Annotated in this window: 22 protein-coding genes; all 22 read left to right on the top strand. The window is 68.9% G+C overall.

Annotation, left to right across the window (positions count from 1 at the left end; translation table 11 throughout):
• Positions 1-47: 47 nt before the first annotated feature.
• The 22 genes from LQF10_RS09575 (at position 48) to metK (ending at position 21,647) form a co-directional block, all read left to right on the top strand.
• Positions 48-740, top strand: a complete 693-nt coding sequence (locus LQF10_RS09575) for a prepilin peptidase (RefSeq protein WP_231063632.1) — start codon at positions 48-50, stop codon at positions 738-740.
• Positions 741-803: 63 nt separating this feature from the next.
• On the top strand, positions 804-2,021 hold the full coding sequence (aroC, locus tag LQF10_RS09570; protein ID WP_231063631.1) for a chorismate synthase: 1,218 nt from the start codon (positions 804-806) through the stop codon (positions 2,019-2,021).
• Positions 2,018-2,539, top strand: coding sequence for a shikimate kinase (locus tag LQF10_RS09565; protein WP_231063630.1), 522 nt, complete (start codon positions 2,018-2,020; stop codon positions 2,537-2,539). Before aroC ends, LQF10_RS09565 begins: the two co-directional genes overlap by 4 nt.
• Positions 2,536-3,639 (top strand): 3-dehydroquinate synthase, encoded by a 1,104-nt coding sequence (gene aroB, locus LQF10_RS09560; protein WP_231063629.1) that lies wholly within the window; start codon positions 2,536-2,538, stop codon positions 3,637-3,639. Before LQF10_RS09565 ends, aroB begins: the two co-directional genes overlap by 4 nt.
• Complete coding sequence (locus tag LQF10_RS09555) at positions 3,632-4,090, top strand: type II 3-dehydroquinate dehydratase (RefSeq protein WP_231063628.1); 459 nt, start codon at positions 3,632-3,634, stop codon at positions 4,088-4,090. The genes aroB and LQF10_RS09555 overlap by 8 nt, the downstream gene beginning before the upstream one ends.
• A 49-nt stretch (positions 4,091-4,139) precedes the next feature.
• Positions 4,140-4,757, top strand: a complete 618-nt coding sequence (locus LQF10_RS09550; RefSeq protein ID WP_231063627.1) for a helix-turn-helix domain-containing protein — start codon at positions 4,140-4,142, stop codon at positions 4,755-4,757.
• 5 nt (positions 4,758-4,762) lie between these two features.
• Complete coding sequence (locus LQF10_RS09545; protein WP_231063626.1) at positions 4,763-5,206, top strand: hypothetical protein; 444 nt, start codon at positions 4,763-4,765, stop codon at positions 5,204-5,206.
• Between the two features lie 128 nt (positions 5,207-5,334).
• Positions 5,335-5,898 carry an elongation factor P gene (gene efp / locus LQF10_RS09540; RefSeq protein WP_231063625.1) on the top strand — a complete coding sequence of 188 codons (564 nt, stop codon included), beginning with the start codon at positions 5,335-5,337 and terminating at the stop codon, positions 5,896-5,898.
• 11 nt (positions 5,899-5,909) lie between these two features.
• Positions 5,910-6,353 carry a transcription antitermination factor NusB gene (gene nusB, locus LQF10_RS09535; protein ID WP_231063624.1) on the top strand — a complete coding sequence of 148 codons (444 nt, stop codon included), beginning with the start codon at positions 5,910-5,912 and terminating at the stop codon, positions 6,351-6,353.
• Position 6,354: 1 nt separating this feature from the next.
• Positions 6,355-7,827: an MFS transporter gene (locus tag LQF10_RS09530; protein WP_231063623.1), complete on the top strand. Its 1,473-nt coding sequence runs from the start codon at positions 6,355-6,357 to the stop codon at positions 7,825-7,827.
• Positions 7,824-9,290, top strand: coding sequence for a pyridoxal phosphate-dependent decarboxylase family protein (locus LQF10_RS09525; RefSeq protein WP_231063622.1), 1,467 nt, complete (start codon positions 7,824-7,826; stop codon positions 9,288-9,290). Before LQF10_RS09530 ends, LQF10_RS09525 begins: the two co-directional genes overlap by 4 nt.
• A gap of 64 nt (positions 9,291-9,354) precedes the next feature.
• The gene (gene pyrR / locus LQF10_RS09520) at positions 9,355-9,918 is read left to right on the top strand and encodes a bifunctional pyr operon transcriptional regulator/uracil phosphoribosyltransferase PyrR (RefSeq protein WP_231063621.1); all 564 of its coding nucleotides are present in this window, start codon (positions 9,355-9,357) and stop codon (positions 9,916-9,918) included.
• A complete protein-coding gene (locus LQF10_RS09515; protein WP_231063620.1) occupies positions 9,915-10,895 on the top strand; it encodes an aspartate carbamoyltransferase catalytic subunit in 981 nt (326 codons plus the stop codon). Before pyrR ends, LQF10_RS09515 begins: the two co-directional genes overlap by 4 nt.
• Positions 10,892-12,223: a dihydroorotase gene (locus LQF10_RS09510; protein ID WP_231063619.1), complete on the top strand. Its 1,332-nt coding sequence runs from the start codon at positions 10,892-10,894 to the stop codon at positions 12,221-12,223. Before LQF10_RS09515 ends, LQF10_RS09510 begins: the two co-directional genes overlap by 4 nt.
• On the top strand, positions 12,220-13,476 hold the full coding sequence (carA, locus tag LQF10_RS09505; protein WP_290371075.1) for a glutamine-hydrolyzing carbamoyl-phosphate synthase small subunit: 1,257 nt from the start codon (positions 12,220-12,222) through the stop codon (positions 13,474-13,476). Before LQF10_RS09510 ends, carA begins: the two co-directional genes overlap by 4 nt.
• Positions 13,476-16,817 (top strand): carbamoyl-phosphate synthase large subunit, encoded by a 3,342-nt coding sequence (gene carB, locus LQF10_RS09500; RefSeq protein ID WP_231063618.1) that lies wholly within the window; start codon positions 13,476-13,478, stop codon positions 16,815-16,817. Before carA ends, carB begins: the two co-directional genes overlap by 1 nt.
• Positions 16,817-17,710 carry an orotidine-5'-phosphate decarboxylase gene (pyrF, locus tag LQF10_RS09495; protein WP_231063617.1) on the top strand — a complete coding sequence of 298 codons (894 nt, stop codon included), beginning with the start codon at positions 16,817-16,819 and terminating at the stop codon, positions 17,708-17,710. The genes carB and pyrF overlap by 1 nt, the downstream gene beginning before the upstream one ends.
• A gap of 71 nt (positions 17,711-17,781) precedes the next feature.
• Entirely contained in the window at positions 17,782-18,093 is a 312-nt protein-coding gene (mihF, locus tag LQF10_RS09490; RefSeq protein WP_231063616.1) for an integration host factor, actinobacterial type, read from the top strand.
• Positions 18,086-18,739 carry a guanylate kinase gene (gmk, locus tag LQF10_RS09485; protein WP_231063615.1) on the top strand — a complete coding sequence of 218 codons (654 nt, stop codon included), beginning with the start codon at positions 18,086-18,088 and terminating at the stop codon, positions 18,737-18,739. The genes mihF and gmk overlap by 8 nt, the downstream gene beginning before the upstream one ends.
• A gap of 80 nt (positions 18,740-18,819) precedes the next feature.
• Entirely contained in the window at positions 18,820-19,083 is a 264-nt protein-coding gene (rpoZ, locus tag LQF10_RS09480; protein ID WP_231063614.1) for a DNA-directed RNA polymerase subunit omega, read from the top strand.
• 8 nt (positions 19,084-19,091) lie between these two features.
• Positions 19,092-20,414 (top strand): bifunctional phosphopantothenoylcysteine decarboxylase/phosphopantothenate synthase, encoded by a 1,323-nt coding sequence (locus tag LQF10_RS09475; protein WP_231063613.1) that lies wholly within the window; start codon positions 19,092-19,094, stop codon positions 20,412-20,414.
• Between the two features lie 15 nt (positions 20,415-20,429).
• Entirely contained in the window at positions 20,430-21,647 is a 1,218-nt protein-coding gene (metK, locus tag LQF10_RS09470) for a methionine adenosyltransferase (protein WP_290371161.1), read from the top strand.
• Positions 21,648-21,688: the final 41 nt, after the last annotated feature.

The following is a 21,688-nucleotide window of genomic DNA, read 5'->3' as shown; positions in this document are numbered from 1 at the left end:
CCACAGGGGTCCGGCACAGCCGCGGGCGCCCTGGAATCATGGGGACGATGCAGCTGAGCACCCTGTGGTCGCAGAACGTGGCGATTGCCCTCGTGGTGACCGTCGTGGGTGCGACAGTGCTGGGCGCGGTCGCCTGGGCAGCGAGCCCGCAGGTGCGCACGCTCGCCCGGGACGGTGCGAGTTCGGCGTGGGTTCGCCGTCGCTTCCACGTGCTGCTTGCCGCTGCGGCTGGTGCAGGACTGCCCTGGCTCGGCCTGCACGCCGTCGAACTGGTCACCCTCGTCGTCGTGGCCGTGATGTTCGCCCTCCTGGTGACCGTGGACCTCGCCATCCACCGGCTTCCGAACGCCCTCGTCTTTCCCACCGGCGGCGTGATCCTGCTCGGATGGCTCGTCGGCGCCCTGGTCGGTGCCGGTGACTGGCCCGATCTCGCGCGCGCCCTGCTTGCCTCGCTCGCGGTGGGCGGCGCGCTCCTGATGCTGTGCCTGCTCACCCCATCGGGCCTCGGCCTCGGGGACGTCAAGCTCGGTGCCGTGCTCGCTTTGGCGCTCGGCTGGTTCGGGTGGACGCCCGTGGTCGGATCGGTGGTGCTCGCGTTCCTCCTTGGTGGACTGTTCGCGGTTGGCCTGCTCCTCGCGCGTAGGGCCACTCGTCGCACTGCTGTGGCTTTCGGCCCATGGCTGGCGGCAGGGGCGGCGCTTGCGCTCGCCCTCGGTGACCGGATTGCGGGCGGCGCCTGACGTCGTTGCTCGCAGCACGGACGCCTCAAACGGGGGCCGCCGAAGGCGTGGGAGGATGACGCCATGCTCAGATGGTTGACGGCAGGAGAGTCGCACGGACCAGCGGTGCTGGGAATCCTGGAGGGCGTCCCGGCCGGGGTGGAGATCACCACAGACGACATCGCCGACGCTCTCGCTCGGCGCCGGCTCGGCTATGGCCGCGGCTCCCGGATGAAGTTCGAACAGGATGCGGTCCGCCTCCTCGGAGGCGTGCGGCACGGATCCACGATGGGCGGCCCGGTCGCGATCGAGATCGGCAACACCGAGTGGCCCAAATGGGAACAGGTGATGTCCGCCGACCCGATCGATCCGAGCATCCTCGACGTGGACGCCGGCACCGGTGACGTCCGCGAGCAGGCCCGGAACAAGCCGCTCACCCGCCCGCGGCCCGGGCATGCGGACCTGATCGGGATGGCGAAGTACCACCTCGATGACGCGCGCCCCGTCCTGGAGCGGGCCTCCGCCAGGGAAACCGCCACCCGGGTGGCGCTGGGACGCGTCGCTGCCGCGCTGATCGAGCAGGCCGCCGGGATCCGGCTCGTCTCCCACGTGGTCCAGACCGGCCCCATCAGCGTGCCCGAGGATGCCCCGGCGCCCCGCCCCGAGGACGTCGCCGCCCTCGATGCCGACCCGGTCCGCTGCTTCCACCCGGCAACCTCAGAGCAGATGGTCGCCGAGATCGACGATGCGAAGAAGTCGGGCGACACCCTTGGCGGCGTCGTGGAGGTGCTCGCCTATGGGATCCCGCCAGGCGTGGGCAGCTATGTGCACGCCGACCGGCGCCTGGACGCCCGGCTCGCCGGTGCGTTGATGAGCATCCAGGCCATCAAGGGGGTCGAGGTCGGCGACGGGTTCCGCACCGCGGCTCGCCGAGGCTCTGTGGCGCACGACGAGATCGTGCGCGATGACGACGGTCACCTCACCCGGCAGACCAACCGCGCCGGCGGGGTAGAGGGTGGGATGACCAACGGGCAGGTGCTGCGCGTGCGCGCTGCGCTCAAGCCCATCTCCACAGTGCCCCGGGCCCTGGCCACCGTGGACGTGGCCACGGGCGAGGCCACCACCGCACTGCACCAACGCTCCGATGTGTGCGCGATCGCGCCCGCTGCCGTGGTGGCTGAAGCCATGGTCGCCCTCGTCGTGGCCGAGACCTTGCTGGAGAAGTTCGGGGGAGACTCCGTCTCCGAGACAGCCCGCAACATCGGCGGTTACCTCGACGCGATCCCGGAGACCATCCGATGACCACGCCGGTCGCCCCAGGTCCCCGTCTCGTCCTGATCGGCCCGCCCGGTGCGGGGAAGTCCACTGTCGGCCGGTTGCTGGCGCAGGAGTGGGACGTCACGTTCCGCGATACCGACAGTGACGTCGAGGTGGCCGAGGGGCGCAGCATCCCCGACATCTTCGTCGATGATGGTGAGGACTATTTCCGGCGGGCCGAGCGCACGGCCGTGGCCACGGCGCTGCGGGAGCACGACGGCGTTCTCGCCCTGGGCGGGGGAGCGGTCCTGAACTCCGATACTCAGGCCGAGCTGGCCGGTCACACGGTCGTCTTCCTCTCCGTGGGACTGGCCGACGCCGCCGGTCGGGTGGGGCTGACCACCTCCCGCCCGTTGCTGCTCGGCAGCCCGCGCCGCCAGTGGCAGCTGTTGATGGACGCCAGGCGAGGGATCTACGAGCGGCTCGCGACCGCCGTCGTGCCTACCGACGGGCTCAATCCCGAGCAGGTCCGCGATGCCGTACTGGCGGAGATGACGAAATGACGACGGGCGGGCAGGTGCACGCACGGGTTCCAGTGCGCGCCGAGCACGATTATGACGTGGTGATCGGGACCGACCTGCTGGCCGAGTTGCCGGCCCTGGTGGCCGATGCCACCCGAGTCTTTCTCATGCATCCGCCGTCCCTCGCCGAGTCCGCCATGCAGGTGGCGACCCGCCTCACCGATGCCGGCTACCAGGTGCTCGCCGAGGAGCTGCCGGACGGCGAGCAGGCCAAGACGGCGCAGACGGCCGCCCGGTGCTGGGCTGCTCTCGGGCAGGCGGCGTTCACCCGCACCGATGTGGTGATCGGGCTCGGTGGCGGCGCCACCACCGATCTGGCCGGCTTCGTGGCCGCCACCTGGCTGCGGGGCGTCCGGGTGATCCAGGTGCCCACGACGTTGCTCGCGATGGTCGATGCGGCCGTGGGTGGCAAGACCGGGATCAACACCGGCGAAGGCAAGAACCTCGTCGGCTCCTTCCACTCGCCCACCGCTGTGGTCTGTGACCTGGCCTGGTTGCGCACGCTCGGTGACGCAGATCTGCGTGCCGGGATGGCCGAGGTGATCAAATGCGGCTTCATCGCTGATCCACGCATTCTCGAGCTCGTCGAGGCCGATGCCCTCGCAGCACTGGTGCCCGATGGTCCGGTGCTCGCCGAGTTGGTGGAGCGGGCCGTGCGGGTGAAGGCGGAGGTGGTCTCCGCCGACCTGAAAGAGTCCTCATTGCGTGAGGTGCTCAATTACGGGCACACCTTCGCTCACGCGGTGGAGTTGAACGAGGAGTTCCGCTGGCGTCATGGTGAGGCAGTGTCCGTGGGTATGGTCTTCGTGGCCGAACTCGCGCATCGGGCCGGACTCATCGATGCCGCGCTGACCCGCCGACACCGCGACGTGCTCAGCATGGTCGGGCTGCCGACCACCTATCGGCCCGGTGCGTGGGAGGCGCTGCGCACCGCGATGGGCCGGGACAAGAAGACCCGGGGCGCCACGCTGCGGTTCGTGGTGTTGGAGGGTTTGGCCCGGCCGACCCGGTTGACCGGCCCCGACCCGGCGCTGCTGGAGGCCACCTACACTGCGATCAGCGAGGGGAGTGGTGATGACTGAGGTGTTGGTGCTGAACGGTCCGAACCTGGGCCGCCTGGGCAGCCGTGAGCCGGATGTGTACGGCCACCTCGATCACGAGGGGCTCACCGCCCGCGTGCACTCCTGGGCGTCGGAGCTCGGCCTGCACGCCGAGGTGCGCCAGAGTGATGACGAGGCTGAACTCGTGCACTGGCTGCACGAGGCGGTCGATTCCCGCAGCGATGTGGTACTCAATCCTGCGGCGTTCACCCACTACTCCTACGCCCTCCGGGACGCGGCCGCGCAGGTCACCACGGGTGGGCTGCGGCTGGTGGAGGTGCATCTGAGTAATCCCGCGGCGCGGGAGCGGTTTCGTCATACGAGTGTGATCGCGGGTATCGCCACGGGGACCATCGCGGGATTCGGCGTGGATTCCTATCGGTTGGCGCTGCAGGCTTTGACTGCCGAGGGGGAGAGGCCTGATCGCGGATGATCAAGGCAAGGGCCTTGATATTCATAGATCAAGGTTTTACCCTTGATCTATGTTCGTCATTACCGCTGACCAGGACAACTCCCGTCACAGCAGCGATCAGGTACCCGCACTGCTCGCGGCTCTCGCTGAGTTCACCAGCGACGCCGACGGCGTCGCGCTCGGGTTCGAACGCACTGTCGGGGACGAGGTCCAGGGCGTCCTCACCGATGCGCGCACCACGTTGGTGATCGCCCTCGCCCTGCAGCGTCGCCAGGAATGGAGCGTGGGGATCGGTGTCGGCGCCGCGAGCCTGCCATTGGCGGAAACGGCACGTGCGTCCACCGGGCCCGCGTTCCTGCACGCGCGTGATGCCGTGGAGCGGGCACGCGGCCGAACTGTCCCGGTGCCGCTCGCACTGGAAGCATCCGATGCCGCGGCCGCGGAAGAGTGCGAAGCGCTCCTGCAGTTGCTCACCGTGATCGTGCGCCGCCGCTCCGACGCCGGCTGGGAGGCTATCGATCTGCTCTCAGCGGGCGATCGCACGGCGAAGGACGTGGCCGAGCAACTCGGAATCAGCCCCCAGGCCGTCAGCGACCGTCTCCGCGCGGCGATGTGGGAGGAGGAACGCGCAGTGCACCCGCTCGCGGTGCGCCTCCTCGCCGATCTCGACGCTGCCACGGCAGGATGATCACCATGTCCGTTCCGCAGGTGCTTCTCACGGTCGGCGTGGTCCTCGCCGCACTCGGGCTCTCCTCCGCGCTTGGAGCGCCCCTGACCGGCTGGGTGCTCGCCCGTGTGACGCGCAAGGCGCCCGCCGCTGGCAACACCAAGTCCGCCGGCGCCGCTAATGCTGGGACCGGCGAGGAGGAGGCGACCGAGCCTCGAGCCCCCGAGGAGGTCCTGCGCGGTGGCTTGTGGATCGGCATCCTGGAGCGCCTCGCCCTCACCGGCACCATCCTGGTGGGCTACCCGGCCGGGATCGCCGTCGTGGTGGCGGTCAAGGGCCTCGGGCGTTTCCGCACCCTGGACGGAGAGGCGGGCGTCTCCGAACGCTTCCTCGTCGGTACGCTGACCTCGTATCTGTGGGCGTGCGCTATCGGCGCCGGCGCGCTCGGCCTCCTCAGACTTCTGACGTGAGGCGTGCTCCGCCGCGAGGCCTTGGTGCCGCGCGGCGAATCGGCACGTTACCCTGAGCGGGCGCACATGAGGAGTCGCACGCGTGCCTGCGACCCCGACCACCCGAGAACAGCAGTGAGGATAGCCGCGTGGCAACGACCAATGACCTGAAGAACGGCACGGTACTCAACATCGACGGACAGCTCTGGTCCGTCGTCGAGTTCCAGCACGTCAAGCCTGGCAAGGGCCCGGCGTTCGTCCGGACCAAGCTCAAGGGCGTGTTGTCCGGCAAGGTGGTCGCCAAGACATTCAACGCCGGTGTCAAGGTCGAGACGGCGAACGTGGATCGTCGCGACATGCAGTACCTGTACGCCGACGGAACCGGCTACGTGTTCATGGACACGAGCAACTACGAACAGCTCACCGTGCCCGAGGCCGCGGTGGGCACTGCGGCGAACTTCCTCCTCGAGGGTGCCGAGGCCATCGTGGCGCTGCACGAGGAGACGCCTCTGTACGTCGAGTTGCCCACGTCTGTGGTCATGGAGATCACCTATACCGAGCCGGGCCTTCAGGGCGACCGTTCCTCCGCAGGGACCAAGCCTGCCACCATCGAGACTGGATACCAGATCCAGGTGCCCCTCTTCCTCGAGGCCGGCACCAAGGTGAAGGTGGACACCCGCTCGGGTGACTACCTCGGCCGCGTGAACGACTGAGAGCACACCCGATGCCCGCACGCACGAAGGCGCGTAAACGCGCGGTCGACGTTCTGTACGAGGCCGATCAGCGCGCGGTCGCGGCAGGGACCGACCCTGGCCGGCCGACCCCGGTCTCGGTACTCGCCGAACGCATCACCGAGCCCGGGACGCAGGCGGCGCTGCCTGAGTACGCCGTCGAGATCGTGGAGGGTTTCGCGGCGCACGCCGAACGGATCGACGAGGTTCTCTCCAGCTTCTCCCAGGGGTGGACCCTGGAGCGGATGCCTACGGTCGATCGCGCGATCTTACGAGTGGGCGCCTGGGAGGTGCTCTACAACGACGACGTTCCGGACGCCGTCGCGATCGACGAAGCGGTGGGCCTGGCCCGCAGCCTCAGCACGGACGAGTCACCGGGGTTCGTGAACGGTCTGCTCGGCCGGATCTCCGAACTGGGACCGAGCCTGGTGGACTGACGTGCCCTCCGCTCCCGCCTCCGCCGTCGGCATGTTGCCGCGCGGGGTGCGCGGGAGCTACGCGATCGGCTCGGTGGGCACGGGCGGGTTCGGCACCCTGCCGGGACTGGTGCTCAGCTACTACCTGACCGACACGCTCAGTATCGCTGCCGGTATCGCCTCTCTGGTGGTGACCGTCCCGAAGATCTGGGACGTCCTCGTGGACCCGTTCGTGGGACGTCTCAGTGATGCCAGCGCCCGACGGCGGGGCTCCCGGACGGCGTTCATGCTCGCCGGGGCTGTACTGGTCCCACCCACCTTCGTGCTGCTCTTCGCAGCACCGGGCACCGGGGTGCCCGCTGCCGCCTGGGTGGTGGCCGCCTTCCTGCTCGCGACCACGGCGTTCTCCCTCTTCCAGGTGCCCTATATCGCCCTTCCGGCCGAGCTCGCGCACACCCCGCGGGCGCGTACGCACCTCCTTGCTCCACGGATCGCGGTGCTGGCCCTGGCGATCCTCGCATTCGGCGCGGGTGGCCCGATGGTCCGTGATGCGGCCGGCTCTGGACGCACGGGATACCTGGTGATGGCGCTCGTATGCGGCCTCGTGATGGGTGCCGGGATGCTCGTGGCTGCCCTTGGCGCGGGCCGGGCGGGCAGGCGCACTCTGGCGCGCACCGGACTGGACCAGGCTCCCGCACCCGCCGGGCCTGCGCCCGGCGCAGGTGCCATCCGAACCGGGATCGCTGCGCTGCGGGAATCCCCGCCGCTGCGTGCCCTGCTGGCCACCTTTGTGCTGCAGGCCTTGGCCACCGGCGCCATGCTCGCTGCCGCGCAGTACGTGGCCACGTACGTACTCGGGGATGAGTCGGCCGTCACATTCCTGTTCGTAGCCCTGGTGGCGCCGGCGCTCCTGGTGATGGTGCCCGCGCGGAAGTTAGCGGACCGGATCGGTAAACGCGCGGCCTTCGTCGCCAGCACCCTGCTGTTCACCGCCGCCACCGCGGCGCTGGCCCTGATGACGGTGGGCGTCGGCTGGTGGGTCTATGCCGCCGTCGGCCTCGCCGGTATCGCGTACGCGGGGATGCAGCTGTACCCGCTCGCCATGTTGCCGGACGTGATCGCGGCCGACCGTGCCGCCCGTCGACGGCATTCGGCGAATGTCACCCGCACCGACAGCACGAACAGCACCGACAGCACGAACAGCACTGAGAGCACTGGCAGCCGCGACGACGACGAGCCTGTCGAGCGGGCCGGCGTGATCGCCGGGATCTGGACAGCGGGGGAGACGGGTGGTCTGGCGCTCGGACCCACTCTGGCACTCACTGTGCTCGCCGTGTGCGGCTTCGTCTCGCGCACCGGCGGCGATCCCGCCGCACAGCCAGACAGTGCCCTGCTGGGCGTGGTGCTGATCTTCAGCGTGCTCCCGGCACTCCTTGCCCTGACCTCGCTGATCCCCCTGTCCCGCTACCGATCCACTGCCGGAGATGCCCCATGATCGAACCGCAGTCACCGGCGTCCGTGCTGGACGCCCTCACCCAGGTCCGGGCCGCCGACCCGCCGACGCACGGCGGCCGGGTGCTCTCCTACGTCTACGACCACGGTCGCCCCGAGCTCGACGAGCTCGCCGCACGCGCCGCGACGATGTTCCTCCCGGTGAACGGCCTGGACCCCACCACGTTCGCCTCGGTGGCCGTACTCGAGCGCGACCTGGTCGCATTCACCCGCGAGGTGCTACACGGGGACGAGTCCGTGGTGGGTTCGGTCACCTCGGGGGGCACCGAGTCCTGCCTGTTGGCCGTGAAGTCCGCGCGTGAGCGCTGGCTGGCTGCGCACTCGGACAGCACTACCGCGCCTCATGCCGAAACGCCGAGGCTCGTGTTGCCCACGACGGCGCACCCTGCCTTCCGTAAGGCGGCGCACTATCTCGGCCTCGCACGCACCGAAGTGCCCGTCGACCCCCACACCGGTGCGGTGGACGCCCAGGCCATGCTCGCCGCCGTCGACGACTCAACTGCCTTGGTGGTCCTGAGCGCACCGAACTACCCGTTCGGCACCATGGACCCGATCGCGCAGGTCGCGCCGGCACTGGCTGCTCGCGACGTGCCCTTGCACGTGGACGCATGCATCGGTGGCTGGCTGCTGCCCTGGTGGCCCGGCCACGAGGACGAGTGGGACTTCGCCGTTCCCGGCGTCACCTCGATGTCCACCGACCTGCACAAGTACGGCTACGCCCCGAAGGGGGCCTCGGTGGTCCTGTACCGCGGGCGCGAGCGGCATCGGGCGCAGTACTACGCCACCACCGAGTGGCCCGGCTATCCCGTGGTGAACCCGACCATGCTCGGTTCCCGGTCGGCGACCTCGCTGGCTGCCTCCTGGGCGGTGACGCGGGCGCTCGGGACGACCGGGTATGCCGAGCTTGTGCAGCAGACGGCACACGCGACGAGCGCCGTGCGGAAGGCGCTCAGCGGGATCAGCGGCCTGACGGTGGTGGGTCGCCCGGCCGCGGCCCTGCTCGCGGTCGCGGCCGACCCCGCACGTGCACCGGCGCACCAGGTGGACCCGTTCGCTCTGGTGGACGCGGTCCGCCGGCATGGGTTCCTGCTCCAGGCGCAACCCGCCTTCACCCAGCCTGACCACACGGCGCTTCCACGAACGGCCCACCTGACGCTGACGCCGGTGACAGACCGCGTCACCCGTGACCTCGTGGCGGCGCTGCGGGCCGGCGCGGACGAGGTGCGCGGGCTTTCTCCGCGGGCACCGGATCCCGATCTGGTCGCGCAAGTGGCGACTGAGGGATTGCCGGAAGAGATGGCGCCGGTGCTGGCCACGCTGGAAGCGATGGATCCCGGCGATGCGGCCGCAGCGCTCACTGGGCTCCTGGCCTCGGTGATCGACCCGGACGTGGCGTTGGGCACACCAGGGCGGGACGGGACGTCGATGCACTCCGGGGAGCGCTAGAGTGGGCTCTCGGCACGCAACCCTTTAATCCCGTCCCGTGAGGCGGAGAAGGAGGCATCAGCCGATGACTTCTGGCGCCCCGAGGACGGTTGTCCTCACCGAGAGCGATATCGCCCGGGCTCTGACTCGGATCGCGCACGAGATCGTGGAGCGGAACAAGGGCGCAGAGCACGTCGTCCTCCTCGGTATCCCCACGCGCGGCGCACCGCTGGCCGAACGGATCGGCACCCGGATCCTCGCCGCCGAAGGTTCGCCTGCCGGCCCGGAACGAGCCCTCAGCGACCTCGTCGGCACGATCGACCCGACGATGTACCGCGATGACCTGCGCCGCCAGCCCACCCGAGGCCTGGAGCCGACGCGGATCCCACCTGACGGGCTCGAGGACAAGGTCGTCGTCCTCGTCGACGACGTCCTCTACTCCGGGCGCACCGTTCGCGCCGCGCTGGATGCCGTCTCCGACGTCGGCCGTCCTCGGGCAGTTCAGCTGGCCGTACTGGTGGACCGTGGGCACCGCGAACTCCCGATCCGCGCCGACTACATCGGCAAGAACCTGCCCACGTCCCGCAATGAGCGAGTCAGCGTGCACGTGAGCGAACTCGACGATGCCGACGAGGTGGTGCTCTCATGAAGCACCTCCTCTCCGCCGGCGACCTCAGCAAGGACGAGGCCATCCACATCCTCGACACGGCGGCCACGATGTCCGCCACGCAGTCCCGGGAGATCAAGAAGCTCCCGGCATTGCGCGGGCTGACCGTGGTGAACCTGTTCTTCGAGGACTCCACGCGGACTCGGATCTCCTTCGAGGCCGCCGCCAAACGACTCTCCGCTGACGTGATCAACTTCTCCGCGAAGGGTTCCTCGGTCTCCAAGGGGGAGTCGCTGAAGGACACCGCGCAGACGCTGCAGGCGATGGGGGCCGACGCGGTGGTGATCCGGCATCAGGCGTCCGGTGCACCGCTACGGCTGGCCACCTCGGGCTGGATCGACGCTCCCGTGGTGAACGCTGGGGACGGGATGCACCAACACCCCACCCAGGCGCTGCTGGACGCCTTCACCATGCGCCGGCACCTGATGCCGGAGGAGGGCACCGGCACCGGCCTCGAGGGCAAACGGGTCGTGATCGTCGGGGACGTGCTGCATTCCCGGGTCGCGCGTTCGAACGTCGACCTGCTGCACACCCTTGGCGCGCACGTCACGCTGGTGGCGCCACCGACCCTGCTGCCCGTCGGCGCCCACACGTGGCCATGTGCTCTCTCCTATGACCTCGATGCGACGTTGGCGCAGATCGAACCCGATGCCGTGATGATGCTCCGCGTCCAGCGCGAACGGATGTCCGCCGCCGGTGGTGGGTTCTTCCCGTCCGTTGCTGAGTACTCCCGCCGGTACGGCCTGGACGTGCGGCGATTGGCCATGCTGGCCGGACATTGCCTGATCATGCACCCGGGTCCGATGAACCGCGGCCTCGAGATCTCCGCTCAGGCGGCCGACTCGGCCAATTCGACCGTGGTGGAACAGGTCTCCAACGGCGTGGCCGTCCGGATGGCCGTGCTCTACCTGCTGCTGGCCGGTGCCGACAGCTCACCCACAGGGAGGAACCACCCGTGACCGCCTATCTCCTGCGCGGAGCCGCCTTGCCGGACGGGACGACGAGCGATCTGCTTCTCGCCGACGGTGTCATTGCTGCGCTCGGCGCCGATGCTGGTGCCGAGGCACCCACGGATGCGCATCTGATCGATGCCGACGGGCTGATCGCCCTCCCCGGCCTCGTCGACCTGCACACGCACCTGCGGGAACCCGGCCGGGAGGACGCCGAAACGGTCGCCTCGGGGACCCGGGCGGCCGCCGTCGGGGGATACACCTGCGTGCATGCGATGGCGAACACCACTCCCGTGGCGGACACCGCTGGCGTGGTGGAGCAGGTGTGGCGCCTGGGCCACGACGCCGGATGGGCCGAAGTGCGGCCCGTCGGAGCGGTCACCGTGGGCCTTGGCGGAACCCAGCTCGCCGAGCTCGGCGCGATGGCCGATTCGGCAGCGCGTGTGCGCGTGTTCTCCGATGACGGCCTCTGCGTCCACGATCCGGTTCTGATGCGCCGCGCCCTTGAGTACGTGAAGTCCTTCGACGGCGTTGTCGCCCAGCATGCCCAGGAACCTCGCCTGACCGAGGGCGCGTTGATGCATGAGGGCATCGTCTCTGCTGAGCTGGGCCTGACCGGGTGGCCGGCCGTGGCCGAAGAGGCAATCGTGGCGCGCGACGTCCTGCTCGCCGAACACGTCGGATCACGGGTGCACATCTGCCATCTCTCCACCGCGGGCTCTGTGGACATCGTGCGCTGGGCGAAGGCCCGTGGCATCAACGTCACGGCCGAGGTGACCCCGCACCACCTGATCCTCACGGACGAGAAGATCCGCGAGTACGACCCGCAGTTCAAGGTGAACCCGCCGTTGCGCACGGCCGAGGACGTCGAGGCCGTCCGCGCCGGCCTGGCCGATGGCACCATCGACATTGTCGCCACCGACCACGCCCCACATCCCAGCGAGGACAAGGACTGCGAGTTCGCGGCAGCCGCCATGGGGATGACCGGGCTGGAGACCGCACTCTCGGTGGTGATCGAGGCCATGGTCAACGACGACGCCCGTGACTTCGGCTGGGCGGATGTCGCCCGCACCATGTCCGCCGCTCCGGCACAGATCGGGCGGGTGGCCGGCCAAGGGCGGCCGATCGCCGTCGGGGAGCCGGCCCACCTGACGCTGGTGGACGCGAACGCCCGCTGGACGGTTGACCCGGCCGGGCTGCGCACTGCCAGTGAGAACACACCGTTCGCGGCCCGGAATCTCCCGGGGAGCGTGCGCGCCACGTTCTACCGCGGGGTGGCGACCGTACTGGACGGCCAGCCCCATGATCTCCCCGAGGATCGGAACCCCACCACATGACGACCCCGCCGTTCGAGAAGGATGACACCGTGTCCGCAGCGACTTCAGCATCGCCCACCACCTCGCTTCGCGACGACGCCACGGACGTGGCCCTGCTGGTGCTGGAGGACGGCACCGTGATGCGCGGACGGGCCTACGGGGCACGCGGGGCCACGTTCGGCGAGATCGTCTTCTCCACCGGGATGACCGGCTACCAGGAGACCCTCACCGATCCGTCTTATCACCAACAGATCGTGGTGATGACGGCTCCGCACATCGGGAACACGGGGGTCAACGACGAGGACCAGGAATCCCACCGCATCTGGGTGTCCGGGTATGTGGTGCGCGACCCCGCGCGTCGCCCGTCGAATTGGCGCTCCCAACGCAGCCTCGGTGACGAACTCCACGCGCAGGGCGTGGTCTCCATCTGTGACGTGGACACCCGCGCCCTGACCCGGCACCTGCGTGAAGGGGGTGTGCTGCGAGCCGGGATCTTCTCCGGCTCGGCACTGCCGGACACCCCTGGCGCTCGGGCCGAGCAGGAGCTTCTCGATCAGGTGCTCGCTTCGCCACCGATGGACGGGGCGGATCTGTCCGACGCCGTCACCACGGACGAGCCGTACGTGGTGGAGCCCACGGGCGAGTTCGCCGGCCGGGATCCGATGGCAGTGGTCGCCGCGATCGATTTAGGCATCAAGGCGATGACACCGCAACGGATGGCCGAACGCGGCTTGCGCGTCCACGTCTTGCCGGCTACCTCCACGCTCGACGACATCCGAGCTACCGGTGCGAACGGAGTGTTCTTCTCCAACGGCCCCGGGGATCCGAAGACGGCGGCGCACGCGATTGAGCTGTTGCGCTCCGTGCTGGATCAACGGATCCCCTTCTTCGGGATCTGCTTCGGCAACCAGCTCCTCGGGCGAGCACTGGGCTTCGGCACCTACAAACTCGGCTACGGCCATCGCGGGATCAACCAGCCCGTCCAAGACGTGACCACTGGCAAGGTGGAGGTCACCGCGCACAACCACGGCTTCGCCGTCGACGCCCCGATCGGTGCCGAGACCACGGCTCCCCACGATGGCGGTAGGTACGGGCGGGTGATCGTCTCCCATGTGGGCCTGAACGACAACGTCGTCGAAGGCCTGCAGTGCCTCGACCTCCCCGCGTTCTCGGTGCAGTATCACCCCGAGGCCGCCGCCGGCCCACATGATGCCGCCTACCTGTTCGACCGGTTCGTCGACCTGCTCACTTCCACCACGAAGGACCACGCCTGATGCCCCGCCGCACCGATATCTCCAGCGTCCTCGTGATCGGGTCCGGCCCGATCGTCATCGGACAGGCCGCCGAGTTCGACTACTCCGGCACGCAGGCCTGCCGCGTGCTCCGCGAGGAGGGTCTGCGAGTGATCCTGGTCAACTCCAACCCGGCCACGATCATGACCGACCCTGAGTTCGCCGACGCCACCTACGTGGAGCCCATCACTGCCGAGGTCGTCGCCAGCATCATTGAGCGGGAAAGGCCCGACGCGCTGCTGCCTACATTGGGCGGCCAGACCGCGTTGAATGCCGCGATCGCGTTGCACGAGGCCGGTGTGCTGGAGAAGTACGGGGTCGAGTTGATCGGCGCGAACATCGAGGCCATCCACCTCGCCGAGGACCGTGAGCAATTCAAGGGTGTCGTGGAGCGGTGCGGGGCCGAATCAGCCCGCAGCTCGATCTGTCACTCGATGGAGGAGGTACTCGGCGCGGTCGAGAACCTCGGGTACCCCGTGGTGGTGCGCCCCTCCTTCACAATGGGCGGACTCGGCTCTGGGATCGCGTTCGACGAGGATCAGCTGCGCCAGATCGCCGGTGCCGGGCTGCACTACTCGCCGACCACCGAGGTGCTCCTGGAGGAGTCGATCCTCGGGTGGAAGGAGTACGAGCTCGAACTGATGCGGGACAAGGCGGACAACGTGGTGGTTGTCTGTTCCATCGAGAACGTGGACCCGGTCGGAGTGCACACCGGTGACTCGATCACGGTGGCGCCAGCACTGACTCTCACCGACCGGGAGTACCAGAAGCTCCGCGACGTCGGCATCGCGGTGATCCGCGAAGTGGGCGTTGACACCGGGGGTTGCAATATCCAGTACGCCGTGCATCCCGAGACCGGTCGCGTGGTGGTCATCGAGATGAACCCGCGGGTCTCTCGCTCCTCGGCACTGGCATCGAAGGCCACTGGCTTCCCGATCGCGAAGATCGCCGCACGCCTCGCGGTGGGGTACACCCTGGACGAGATCCCGAACGACATCACCGGCTCCACCCCGGCCTCCTTCGAGCCGACCCTGGACTATGTGGTGGTGAAGGTCCCGCGGTTCGCGTTCGAGAAGTTCCCCGCCGCCGATCCCACGCTGACCACCACGATGAAGAGTGTGGGGGAGGCGATGGCCCTGGGCCGGAATTTCACCGAGGCGCTCCAGAAGGCGATGCGATCGATCGACTACGCCGGCTCCAGCTTCGACTTCACCTCCCCGGCACCGGATGCCGAGGAGACCGCATCGCTGCTGGAGTCCATCCGTACCCCCACCGATCACCGCATGCTCGATGTGATGCGCGCGATCCGGGGCGGCGCCGAACTGAGCGAGCTCTTCGATGCCACCTGGATCGATCCATGGTTCCTCGATCAGTTCCTGCTGCTGCACGAGGTGGCCGAGCAGGTCCGGTCCGCCCCGCATCTGACGCCGGACGTGCTGCGGGCCGCGAAGCGGCATGGCTTCTCGGACGAGCAGGTCGCCGGAATCCGTGGGCTGGGGGAGGACACCGTGCGGGAGATGCGCCATGCCTACGACCTGCGCCCGGTGTACAAGACGGTGGACACCTGTGCAGCCGAGTTCGCGGCCCGCACGCCGTACCACTACTCCAGTTACGACGCTGAGACGGAGGTGGAACCGCGCGAGCGGGAAGCAGTCATCATTCTCGGTTCCGGACCGAACCGGATCGGGCAGGGGATCGAGTTCGACTACTCCTGCGTGCACGCGGCGCTGGCCCTTTCCGGCCAGTACGAGACGGTGATGATCAATTGCAACCCGGAGACCGTCTCCACCGACTACGACACCGCCGACCGCCTCTACTTCGAACCTCTCACCTTCGAGGATGTGCTCGAGATCTATCACGCCGAGCTCGCGGTGGGGCCAGTGGCCGGGGTGATCGTGCAGCTCGGCGGACAAACCCCGTTGGGCCTGGCCGACCGCCTCGCCGAGGCGGGCCTGCCCATCTGGGGCACACCGCCGTCGGCGATCGACGCAGCGGAAGACCGCGGCCTGTTCGGCCAGGTCCTGATGCGGGCGGGACTCCCCGCACCCGCGTTCGGAACTGCCATCACGCTCGTGGAAGCGAAGGAGATCGCCGACCGGATCGGCTACCCCGTGTTGGTCCGTCCCTCCTACGTGCTGGGCGGGCGCGGGATGGAGATCGTCTACGACGAGTCCCAGCTGGTCGATTACGTCTCCCGGGCCACCGGAACCAGTACCGAGGAAGGCCGGCTCCCCGCACCCGTGCTGGTGGACCGGTTCCTGGACCAGGCCATCGAGATCGATGTGGACGCGCTCTACGACGGGACCGAGCTGTACCTCGGCGGGGTCATGGAGCATATCGAGGAAGCCGGCATCCACTCCGGTGACTCCGCGTGTGTGCTGCCGCCGGTGACGCTCTCGGATTCGATGATCGAGCGGATCCGCGCCTCCACCGAGGCCATCGCCGACGGCGTGGGCGTGCGCGGGTTGCTGAACATTCAGTTCGCCCTCGCCTCAGATGTGCTGTACGTCCTCGAGGCGAATCCGCGCGCTTCACGCACGGTGCCGTTCGTGGCCAAGGCCACCGGGGTGCCGCTCGCGCGCGCCGCGGCCTTGCTGATGAGCGGGCAGTCGATCGCGGACCTACGCGCGGCCGGCGTTCTGCCCGCGACCGATGCCTCTGTGACCGACCTCGATGCGCCACTGGCGGTGAAGGAGGCGGTCCTGCCGTTCAAGCGGTTCCGGACGGCCACCGGTCAAGTGGTCGACACGGTCCTCGGCCCGGAAATGCGCTCCACCGGTGAGGTGATGGGGTACGACGTGGACTTCCCGCTCGCGTTCGCGAAGTCCCAGGCGGCGGCCTTCGGTGGCCTGCCCACAGGCGGCACCGTGTTCGTCTCTGTGGCCGACCGGGACAAGCGGTCCCTGACCATGCCGGTCAGCCGGCTGGTCGAGCTCGGCTTTCGCATCCTGGCCACCGCGGGGACCGCGAGTGTGTTGCGCCGCAACGGAATTGACGCCGAGGTGGTGCGCAAGGCATCCGAGGGCACCGGACCGGACGGAGAGGGCACCATCATCGACCTGATCAACAGCGGCGGTGTGGACATGGTGCTGAACACGCCGGGTAGTAAGGGGGCGCGTGCCGACGGCTACGACATCCGTGCCGCCACCACCGCGGCCGACCGCGCCATCGTGACCACCATGCAGCAGTTCACAGCCGCCGTGCAGGCCATCGAGGCACTCCGGCGCGGCCCGTTCGCCGTGCGATCACTCCAGGATCACGATCAGGCCCGAGCCGACCGGACCCGGCGCGCATCTGTGGCCGGAGTGCAGGGGCACCGGTGATGAGCGAGGCATCGCCGATGCCGTTCGGACGCCGCCTCACCCAGGCCCTGGACACCTTCGGTCCGCTCTGCGTGGGTATCGATCCGCATGCGCACCTGCTGGCACAGTGGGACCTGACCGATGACGCGGCCGGGGTTCGCGAGTTCGCTCTGCGCACGGTCGAGGCGTTGACCGGCGTAGTGGGAGTGGTCAAACCGCAGGCGGCGTTCTTCGAACGGTTCGGCAGCGCCGGGATCGCGGCCCTGGAAGACACCGTTGCCGCCTGCCGGGCGGCCGGGATGTTGTGCGTGGTGGACGCCAAACGTGGCGATATCGGCAGCACGATGGCCGGCTACGCCGCGGCCTTCGTGGGTGAGCATTCCACGCTGGCCGGCGACGCGGTCACGGTGACGCCCTATCTGGGTTTCGGGACGCTGGAGCCGCTGATTGCACAGGCGCGGGCCACGGGCCGTGGCGTCTTTGTGCTGGCCCTGACATCCAATCCCGAGGGTGCGCAGGTGCAGCACGCGCGGGGCGACGATGGGATCACCGTGGCCGCGCGGATCGCGGCCGAGGCCGCACGAAGCAACGCCGATGAGATCGCCGCCGGGGAGCCGCTCGGCAGCGTGGGGCTCGTCGTGGGCGCCACCGTGGGATCGGCACCCCGCGAGCTCGGGATGAATCTTGGTGCGGTGGACGGCCCACTGCTCGCGCCCGGGCTGGGTGCGCAGGGCGCCGGAGCGGCCGAGCTCCAGGCGGTCTTCGCCGGTGCTGAGCGTGCCGTACTCCCCTCCAGTTCGCGTGAAGTTCTCACCGCGGGCCCCGATCGTGAGAGCCTGGCTGCTGCGGCACGGACCGTCCAAGCGGACCTTCGTGGCCTGCGCGAGCCGGTTCCGACCACTACTGGCGATTGATTTGCGCCCGGCGGCTCGCTACGTTGCCAGGCATACTTTCTCATGACATCCCGATCGGCGAGGTGACGACTGTGGCCCTTCCTCCACTCACGCCCGAGCAGCGTACGAGAGCGCTCGAGAAGGCCGCGCAGGCTCGTGCGACCCGCGCGGAGGTGAAGAACCGCCTGAAATACTCCGGGGGCAAGCTCTCCGAGGTCATCGCCGAGGGTCACGAGAACGACGCCATCGGCAAACTCAAGGTACTTTCCCTGCTCGAATCACTTCCCGGCGTGGGAAAGGTGACCGCTCGTACGGTGATGACTGAGGTGGGCATCTCGGAGTCACGACGGATTCGCGGCCTGGGTCCGCAGCAGATCGCCAAGCTGGTCGAGCGGTTTGGCTGAGCGCTCTGACCGTGCACGTCTGACCGTGCTGGCGGGCCCCACAGCTGTCGGGAAGGGCACCGTTTCGGCCGACGTCCGCCACCGGTATCCGCAGGTCTGGCTCTCCATCTCGGCAACCACCCGCCCGCCGCGGCCGGGGGAGGTGGATGGAGTTCACTATCACTTCCTCCCACCCGAACAGTTTGCGCAGATGGTCAGTGACGGGGACTTCCTCGAGTGGGCCGTGGTCCACGGACGCCACTCCTACGGCACCCCGAGGGGTCCGGTGGAGGATCGGCTGGCTGCCGGGAGGCCAGCGCTGCTGGAGATCGATCTGCAGGGTGCACGCCAGGTACGGCAGACGATGCCCGAGGCACAGTTCGTCTTCCTCGCCCCACCGAGCTGGGAAGAACTGGTCCGGCGTCTTGAGGGCCGCGGGACCGAGGATGCCGAGGAGCGGGAGCGACGACTGGTGACGGCGCAGGTGGAGTTGGCCGCCGCCGCGGAGTTCGATCACACGATCGTCAATGACGACGTGTCACGCGCCACCGACGAACTCGTGGCACTCATGGGATGCGGCCCGGACGGCCGATTCGGAGGATCCGGGGCCGAGTCGTCCCGGCGCCCCCGCGCGCCGCTCGGCCGGAGCCCCCGGCAAACCAGGTAACATGGAGGGCTGGCAGTGCGCACCGCGCGAATCATCGCGCCTGCTCACCTGCGCCACACCGACGAATGCGAAGGACCACAATGTCAGGAATCGTTGCCGCGCCCGAGGGCATCACCGACCCCCCGATCGACGACCTGCTCGAGGCCGTCGACTCCAAGTACTCCTTGGTGATCTTCTCAGCCAAGCGTGCCCGTCAGATCAACGCCTACTACGCGCAGCTGAACGAGGGCCTGCTGGAGTACGTGGGCCCACTGGTGGAAACCAAGCCGCAGGAGAAGCCCCTCTCGATCGCGATGCGCGAGATCAACGAGGGCCTGCTGACGAGCGAGAAGACCGAGGACTGAGCCGCCCGATGCGCATCCTGCTCGGTGTGAGCGGCGGGATCGCTGCGTACAAGGTTCCCGTCCTGCTGCGCTCCTTGCGGGAGGACGGTCACGCCGTCCGGGTGATTCCCACCCGGGCGGCGTTGCAGTTCGTGGGCGCGCCCACCTGGGAGGCGCTCAGCGCCGAACCCGTGACCACCTCCGTCTTCGACGGCGCAGACACCGTCGATCACGTGCGGTTGGGCCGTGCGGCGGAGCTGGTGATCGTGGCTCCGGCCACCGCCGATCTGCTGGCTCGAGCCGCTGCCGGGATCGCCGACGATCTGCTGACGGCGACCCTGCTCACGGTGACCTGCCCGGTGTTGATGGCACCGGCCATGCATACGGAGATGTGGCAGCACCCCGCCACGCGCGCCAATGTGGCGCTTCTGCGGGAACGGGGCGTGCATGTACTCGATCCGGCGGTGGGCCGGCTCACCGGAGCCGACACCGGTCCTGGGCGGATGCCCGAGCCGGAGGATCTGATGCGTGCCGTCACGACGTTGCTGGCGGAAGGGACGCTGCGGGACGACAGCGCGGACGGCCCAGGTCAGCACGACTCAGCCACCCAGCAGAACTCAGAGACAGAGCAGGACCTGACGGGTCTGCGCGTCACGATCAGCGCCGGGGGCACCCGCGAATACCTGGATCCGGTCCGCTTCCTCGGCAACCGCTCGAGCGGCAGGCAGGGGATCGCGCTGGCACGTGCCGCCGCGCGTCGCGGAGCCGATGTGGAGCTGGTGGCCGCGAATATCGACGCATCCCTGCTCCCCGATGGCGTGCACGTGAGCGCGGTGGAGACCACGGCCGAGTTGGCCGAGGCGATGCACCGCAGCGCACCGGATGCGCACGTGCTGGTGATGGCAGCGGCTGTAGCGGACTTCCGGCCGGCCACGGCGAACGCCACCAAAACGAAGAAGACTGACGACGGCGTGGTCCCGCCCCTTGAACTGGTTCAGAATCCCGACATCCTCGCCTCTCTCGTGCAGGACCGCAGGCCCGGGCAGGTGGTGGTGGGGTTTGCGGCCGAGACCGGCGACGCCCACGGCAGTGTGCTCGAGCATGGGCGCGCGAAGGCACTGCGCAAGGGCGCAGACCTGCTTGCCGTGAACGCCGTCGGCACGGATCAAGGCTTTGGGGACGTCCCCAACGCGGTGCACCTGCTGGACGCCGACGGAACCGAGGTGGTCCAGGGCAGCGGCTCCAAGGACGACGTGGCGGCCGTGGTGTGGGACGCCGTCGTGAATCTTCTCAGGGACCGGGACCGGGACCGTGCGGGCGCCGGTGGGGGAGACGGGTCCGCGCAGCGGTAGGCTCCCCGGGTGAGTATCCGTCTGTTCACCTCCGAGTCCGTCACCGAAGGGCACCCCGACAAGGTGGCCGACCGGATCTCCGATTCGATCCTCGACGCGATGATCGCTGCGGACCCGCAGTCTCGGGTAGCCGTGGAGACCCTCGTCACCACCGGGTTGGTGCATGTGGCCGGTGAGGTGACCACGGAGAGCTACGTGGAGATCCCGCGGTTGGTACGCGATGTGGTCAGCGCGATCGGGTACACCTCCTCCGAGGTGGGCTTCGACGGCCACTCCTGCGGAATCTCCCTGTCGATCGGGCAGCAGTCCCCGGATATTGCCCAGGGCGTCGACAAGTCGTGGGAACTGCGGCACCAGGGTGGCGAAGCCGGCGTGGCGCAGACATACGACGAGCAGGGCGCGGGCGACCAGGGGCTGATGTTCGGATACGCCACCGATGAGACGCGTGAGCTGATGCCGTTGCCTATCCTGCTCGCACACCGGCTCAGCGCCCGCCTCGCCGACGTGCGCAAGCAGGGGATCGTGCAAGGGCTGCGCCCGGACGGTAAGACCCAGGTCACCATCGCCTACGACGGCGATCGGCCGGTGGCCGTGGACACGGTGGTGGTCTCCACCCAGCATGAAGCGGACGTGCGGTTGGCGGAGGATCTTGAGCCGGCGATCCGTGAGCACGTGGTGGCGCACGAGTTGGCGCGCGTGGCCGAGGAGCTGAGCATCGACGTCTCCGGCTACACCCTGCTCGTGAACCCCACCGGCACCTTCGTGATCGGGGGGCCGATGGGTGATGCGGGCCTGACCGGGCGCAAGATCATCGTGGACACCTACGGTGGCATGTCCCGGCACGGTGGCGGGGCGTTCAGCGGGAAGGACCCCTCGAAAGTCGACCGCTCCGCGAGTTATGCGATGCGGTGGGTGGCGAAGAATGTGGTGGCGGCGGGTCTGGCTCGCCGGTGCGAAGTGCAGGTCTCCTATGCGATCGGCAGGGCACACCCGATTGCCGTGTACGTGGAGACCTTCGGTACTGAGACCGTTCCGAACGAGCAGATCTCGCGTGCGATCAGCGAGGTGTTCGACCTCCGCCCGGGTGCGATCGTTGCGGAACTCGACCTGCTGCGCCCGATCTACGCGCTCACGTCCACGTACGGCCACTTCGGCCGCGAGCTGCCGGAGTTCACCTGGGAGCGCACGGACCGGGTCGAGGCGTTGCGTTCGGCACTCGCCGGCCTTTCCTGAGTCGCCTGCGATGCCGACGGCAGGTGGGACGGCGCTGCTCT

The sequence above is a fragment of the Ruania halotolerans genome (genome assembly GCF_021049285.1).
GTDB classification, from domain to species: Bacteria; Actinomycetota; Actinomycetes; order Actinomycetales; family Beutenbergiaceae; genus Ruania; species Ruania halotolerans.
Note: the sequence above shows the minus strand (reverse complement) of the source record. Positions and strands in the feature narration are given on the sequence as shown.

Bases quoted from the DNA above. Each gene is read 5' to 3' on its own strand.
- carB (WP_231063618.1), top strand. From the start codon at position 13,476: ATGCCCCGCCGCACCGATATCTCCAGCGTCCTCGTGATCGGGTCCGGC.
- LQF10_RS09575 (WP_231063632.1), top strand. From the start codon at position 48: ATGCAGCTGAGCACCCTGTGGTCGCAGAACGTGGCGATTGCCCTCGTG.
- LQF10_RS09545 (WP_231063626.1), top strand. From the start codon at position 4,763: ATGTCCGTTCCGCAGGTGCTTCTCACGGTCGGCGTGGTCCTCGCCGCA.
- LQF10_RS09525 (WP_231063622.1), top strand. From the start codon at position 7,824: ATGATCGAACCGCAGTCACCGGCGTCCGTGCTGGACGCCCTCACCCAG.
- carA (WP_290371075.1), top strand. From the start codon at position 12,220: ATGACGACCCCGCCGTTCGAGAAGGATGACACCGTGTCCGCAGCGACT.
- LQF10_RS09565 (WP_231063630.1), top strand. From the start codon at position 2,018: ATGACCACGCCGGTCGCCCCAGGTCCCCGTCTCGTCCTGATCGGCCCG.
- LQF10_RS09550 (WP_231063627.1), top strand. From the start codon at position 4,140: ATGTTCGTCATTACCGCTGACCAGGACAACTCCCGTCACAGCAGCGAT.
- LQF10_RS09475 (WP_231063613.1), top strand. From the start codon at position 19,092: ATGCGCATCCTGCTCGGTGTGAGCGGCGGGATCGCTGCGTACAAGGTT.
- pyrR (WP_231063621.1), top strand. From the start codon at position 9,355: ATGACTTCTGGCGCCCCGAGGACGGTTGTCCTCACCGAGAGCGATATC.
- nusB (WP_231063624.1), top strand. From the start codon at position 5,910: ATGCCCGCACGCACGAAGGCGCGTAAACGCGCGGTCGACGTTCTGTAC.
- LQF10_RS09555 (WP_231063628.1), top strand. From the start codon at position 3,632: ATGACTGAGGTGTTGGTGCTGAACGGTCCGAACCTGGGCCGCCTGGGC.
- pyrF (WP_231063617.1), top strand. From the start codon at position 16,817: ATGAGCGAGGCATCGCCGATGCCGTTCGGACGCCGCCTCACCCAGGCC.
- LQF10_RS09515 (WP_231063620.1), top strand. From the start codon at position 9,915: ATGAAGCACCTCCTCTCCGCCGGCGACCTCAGCAAGGACGAGGCCATC.
- aroC (WP_231063631.1), top strand. From the start codon at position 804: ATGCTCAGATGGTTGACGGCAGGAGAGTCGCACGGACCAGCGGTGCTG.
- rpoZ (WP_231063614.1), top strand. From the start codon at position 18,820: ATGTCAGGAATCGTTGCCGCGCCCGAGGGCATCACCGACCCCCCGATC.
- aroB (WP_231063629.1), top strand. From the start codon at position 2,536: ATGACGACGGGCGGGCAGGTGCACGCACGGGTTCCAGTGCGCGCCGAG.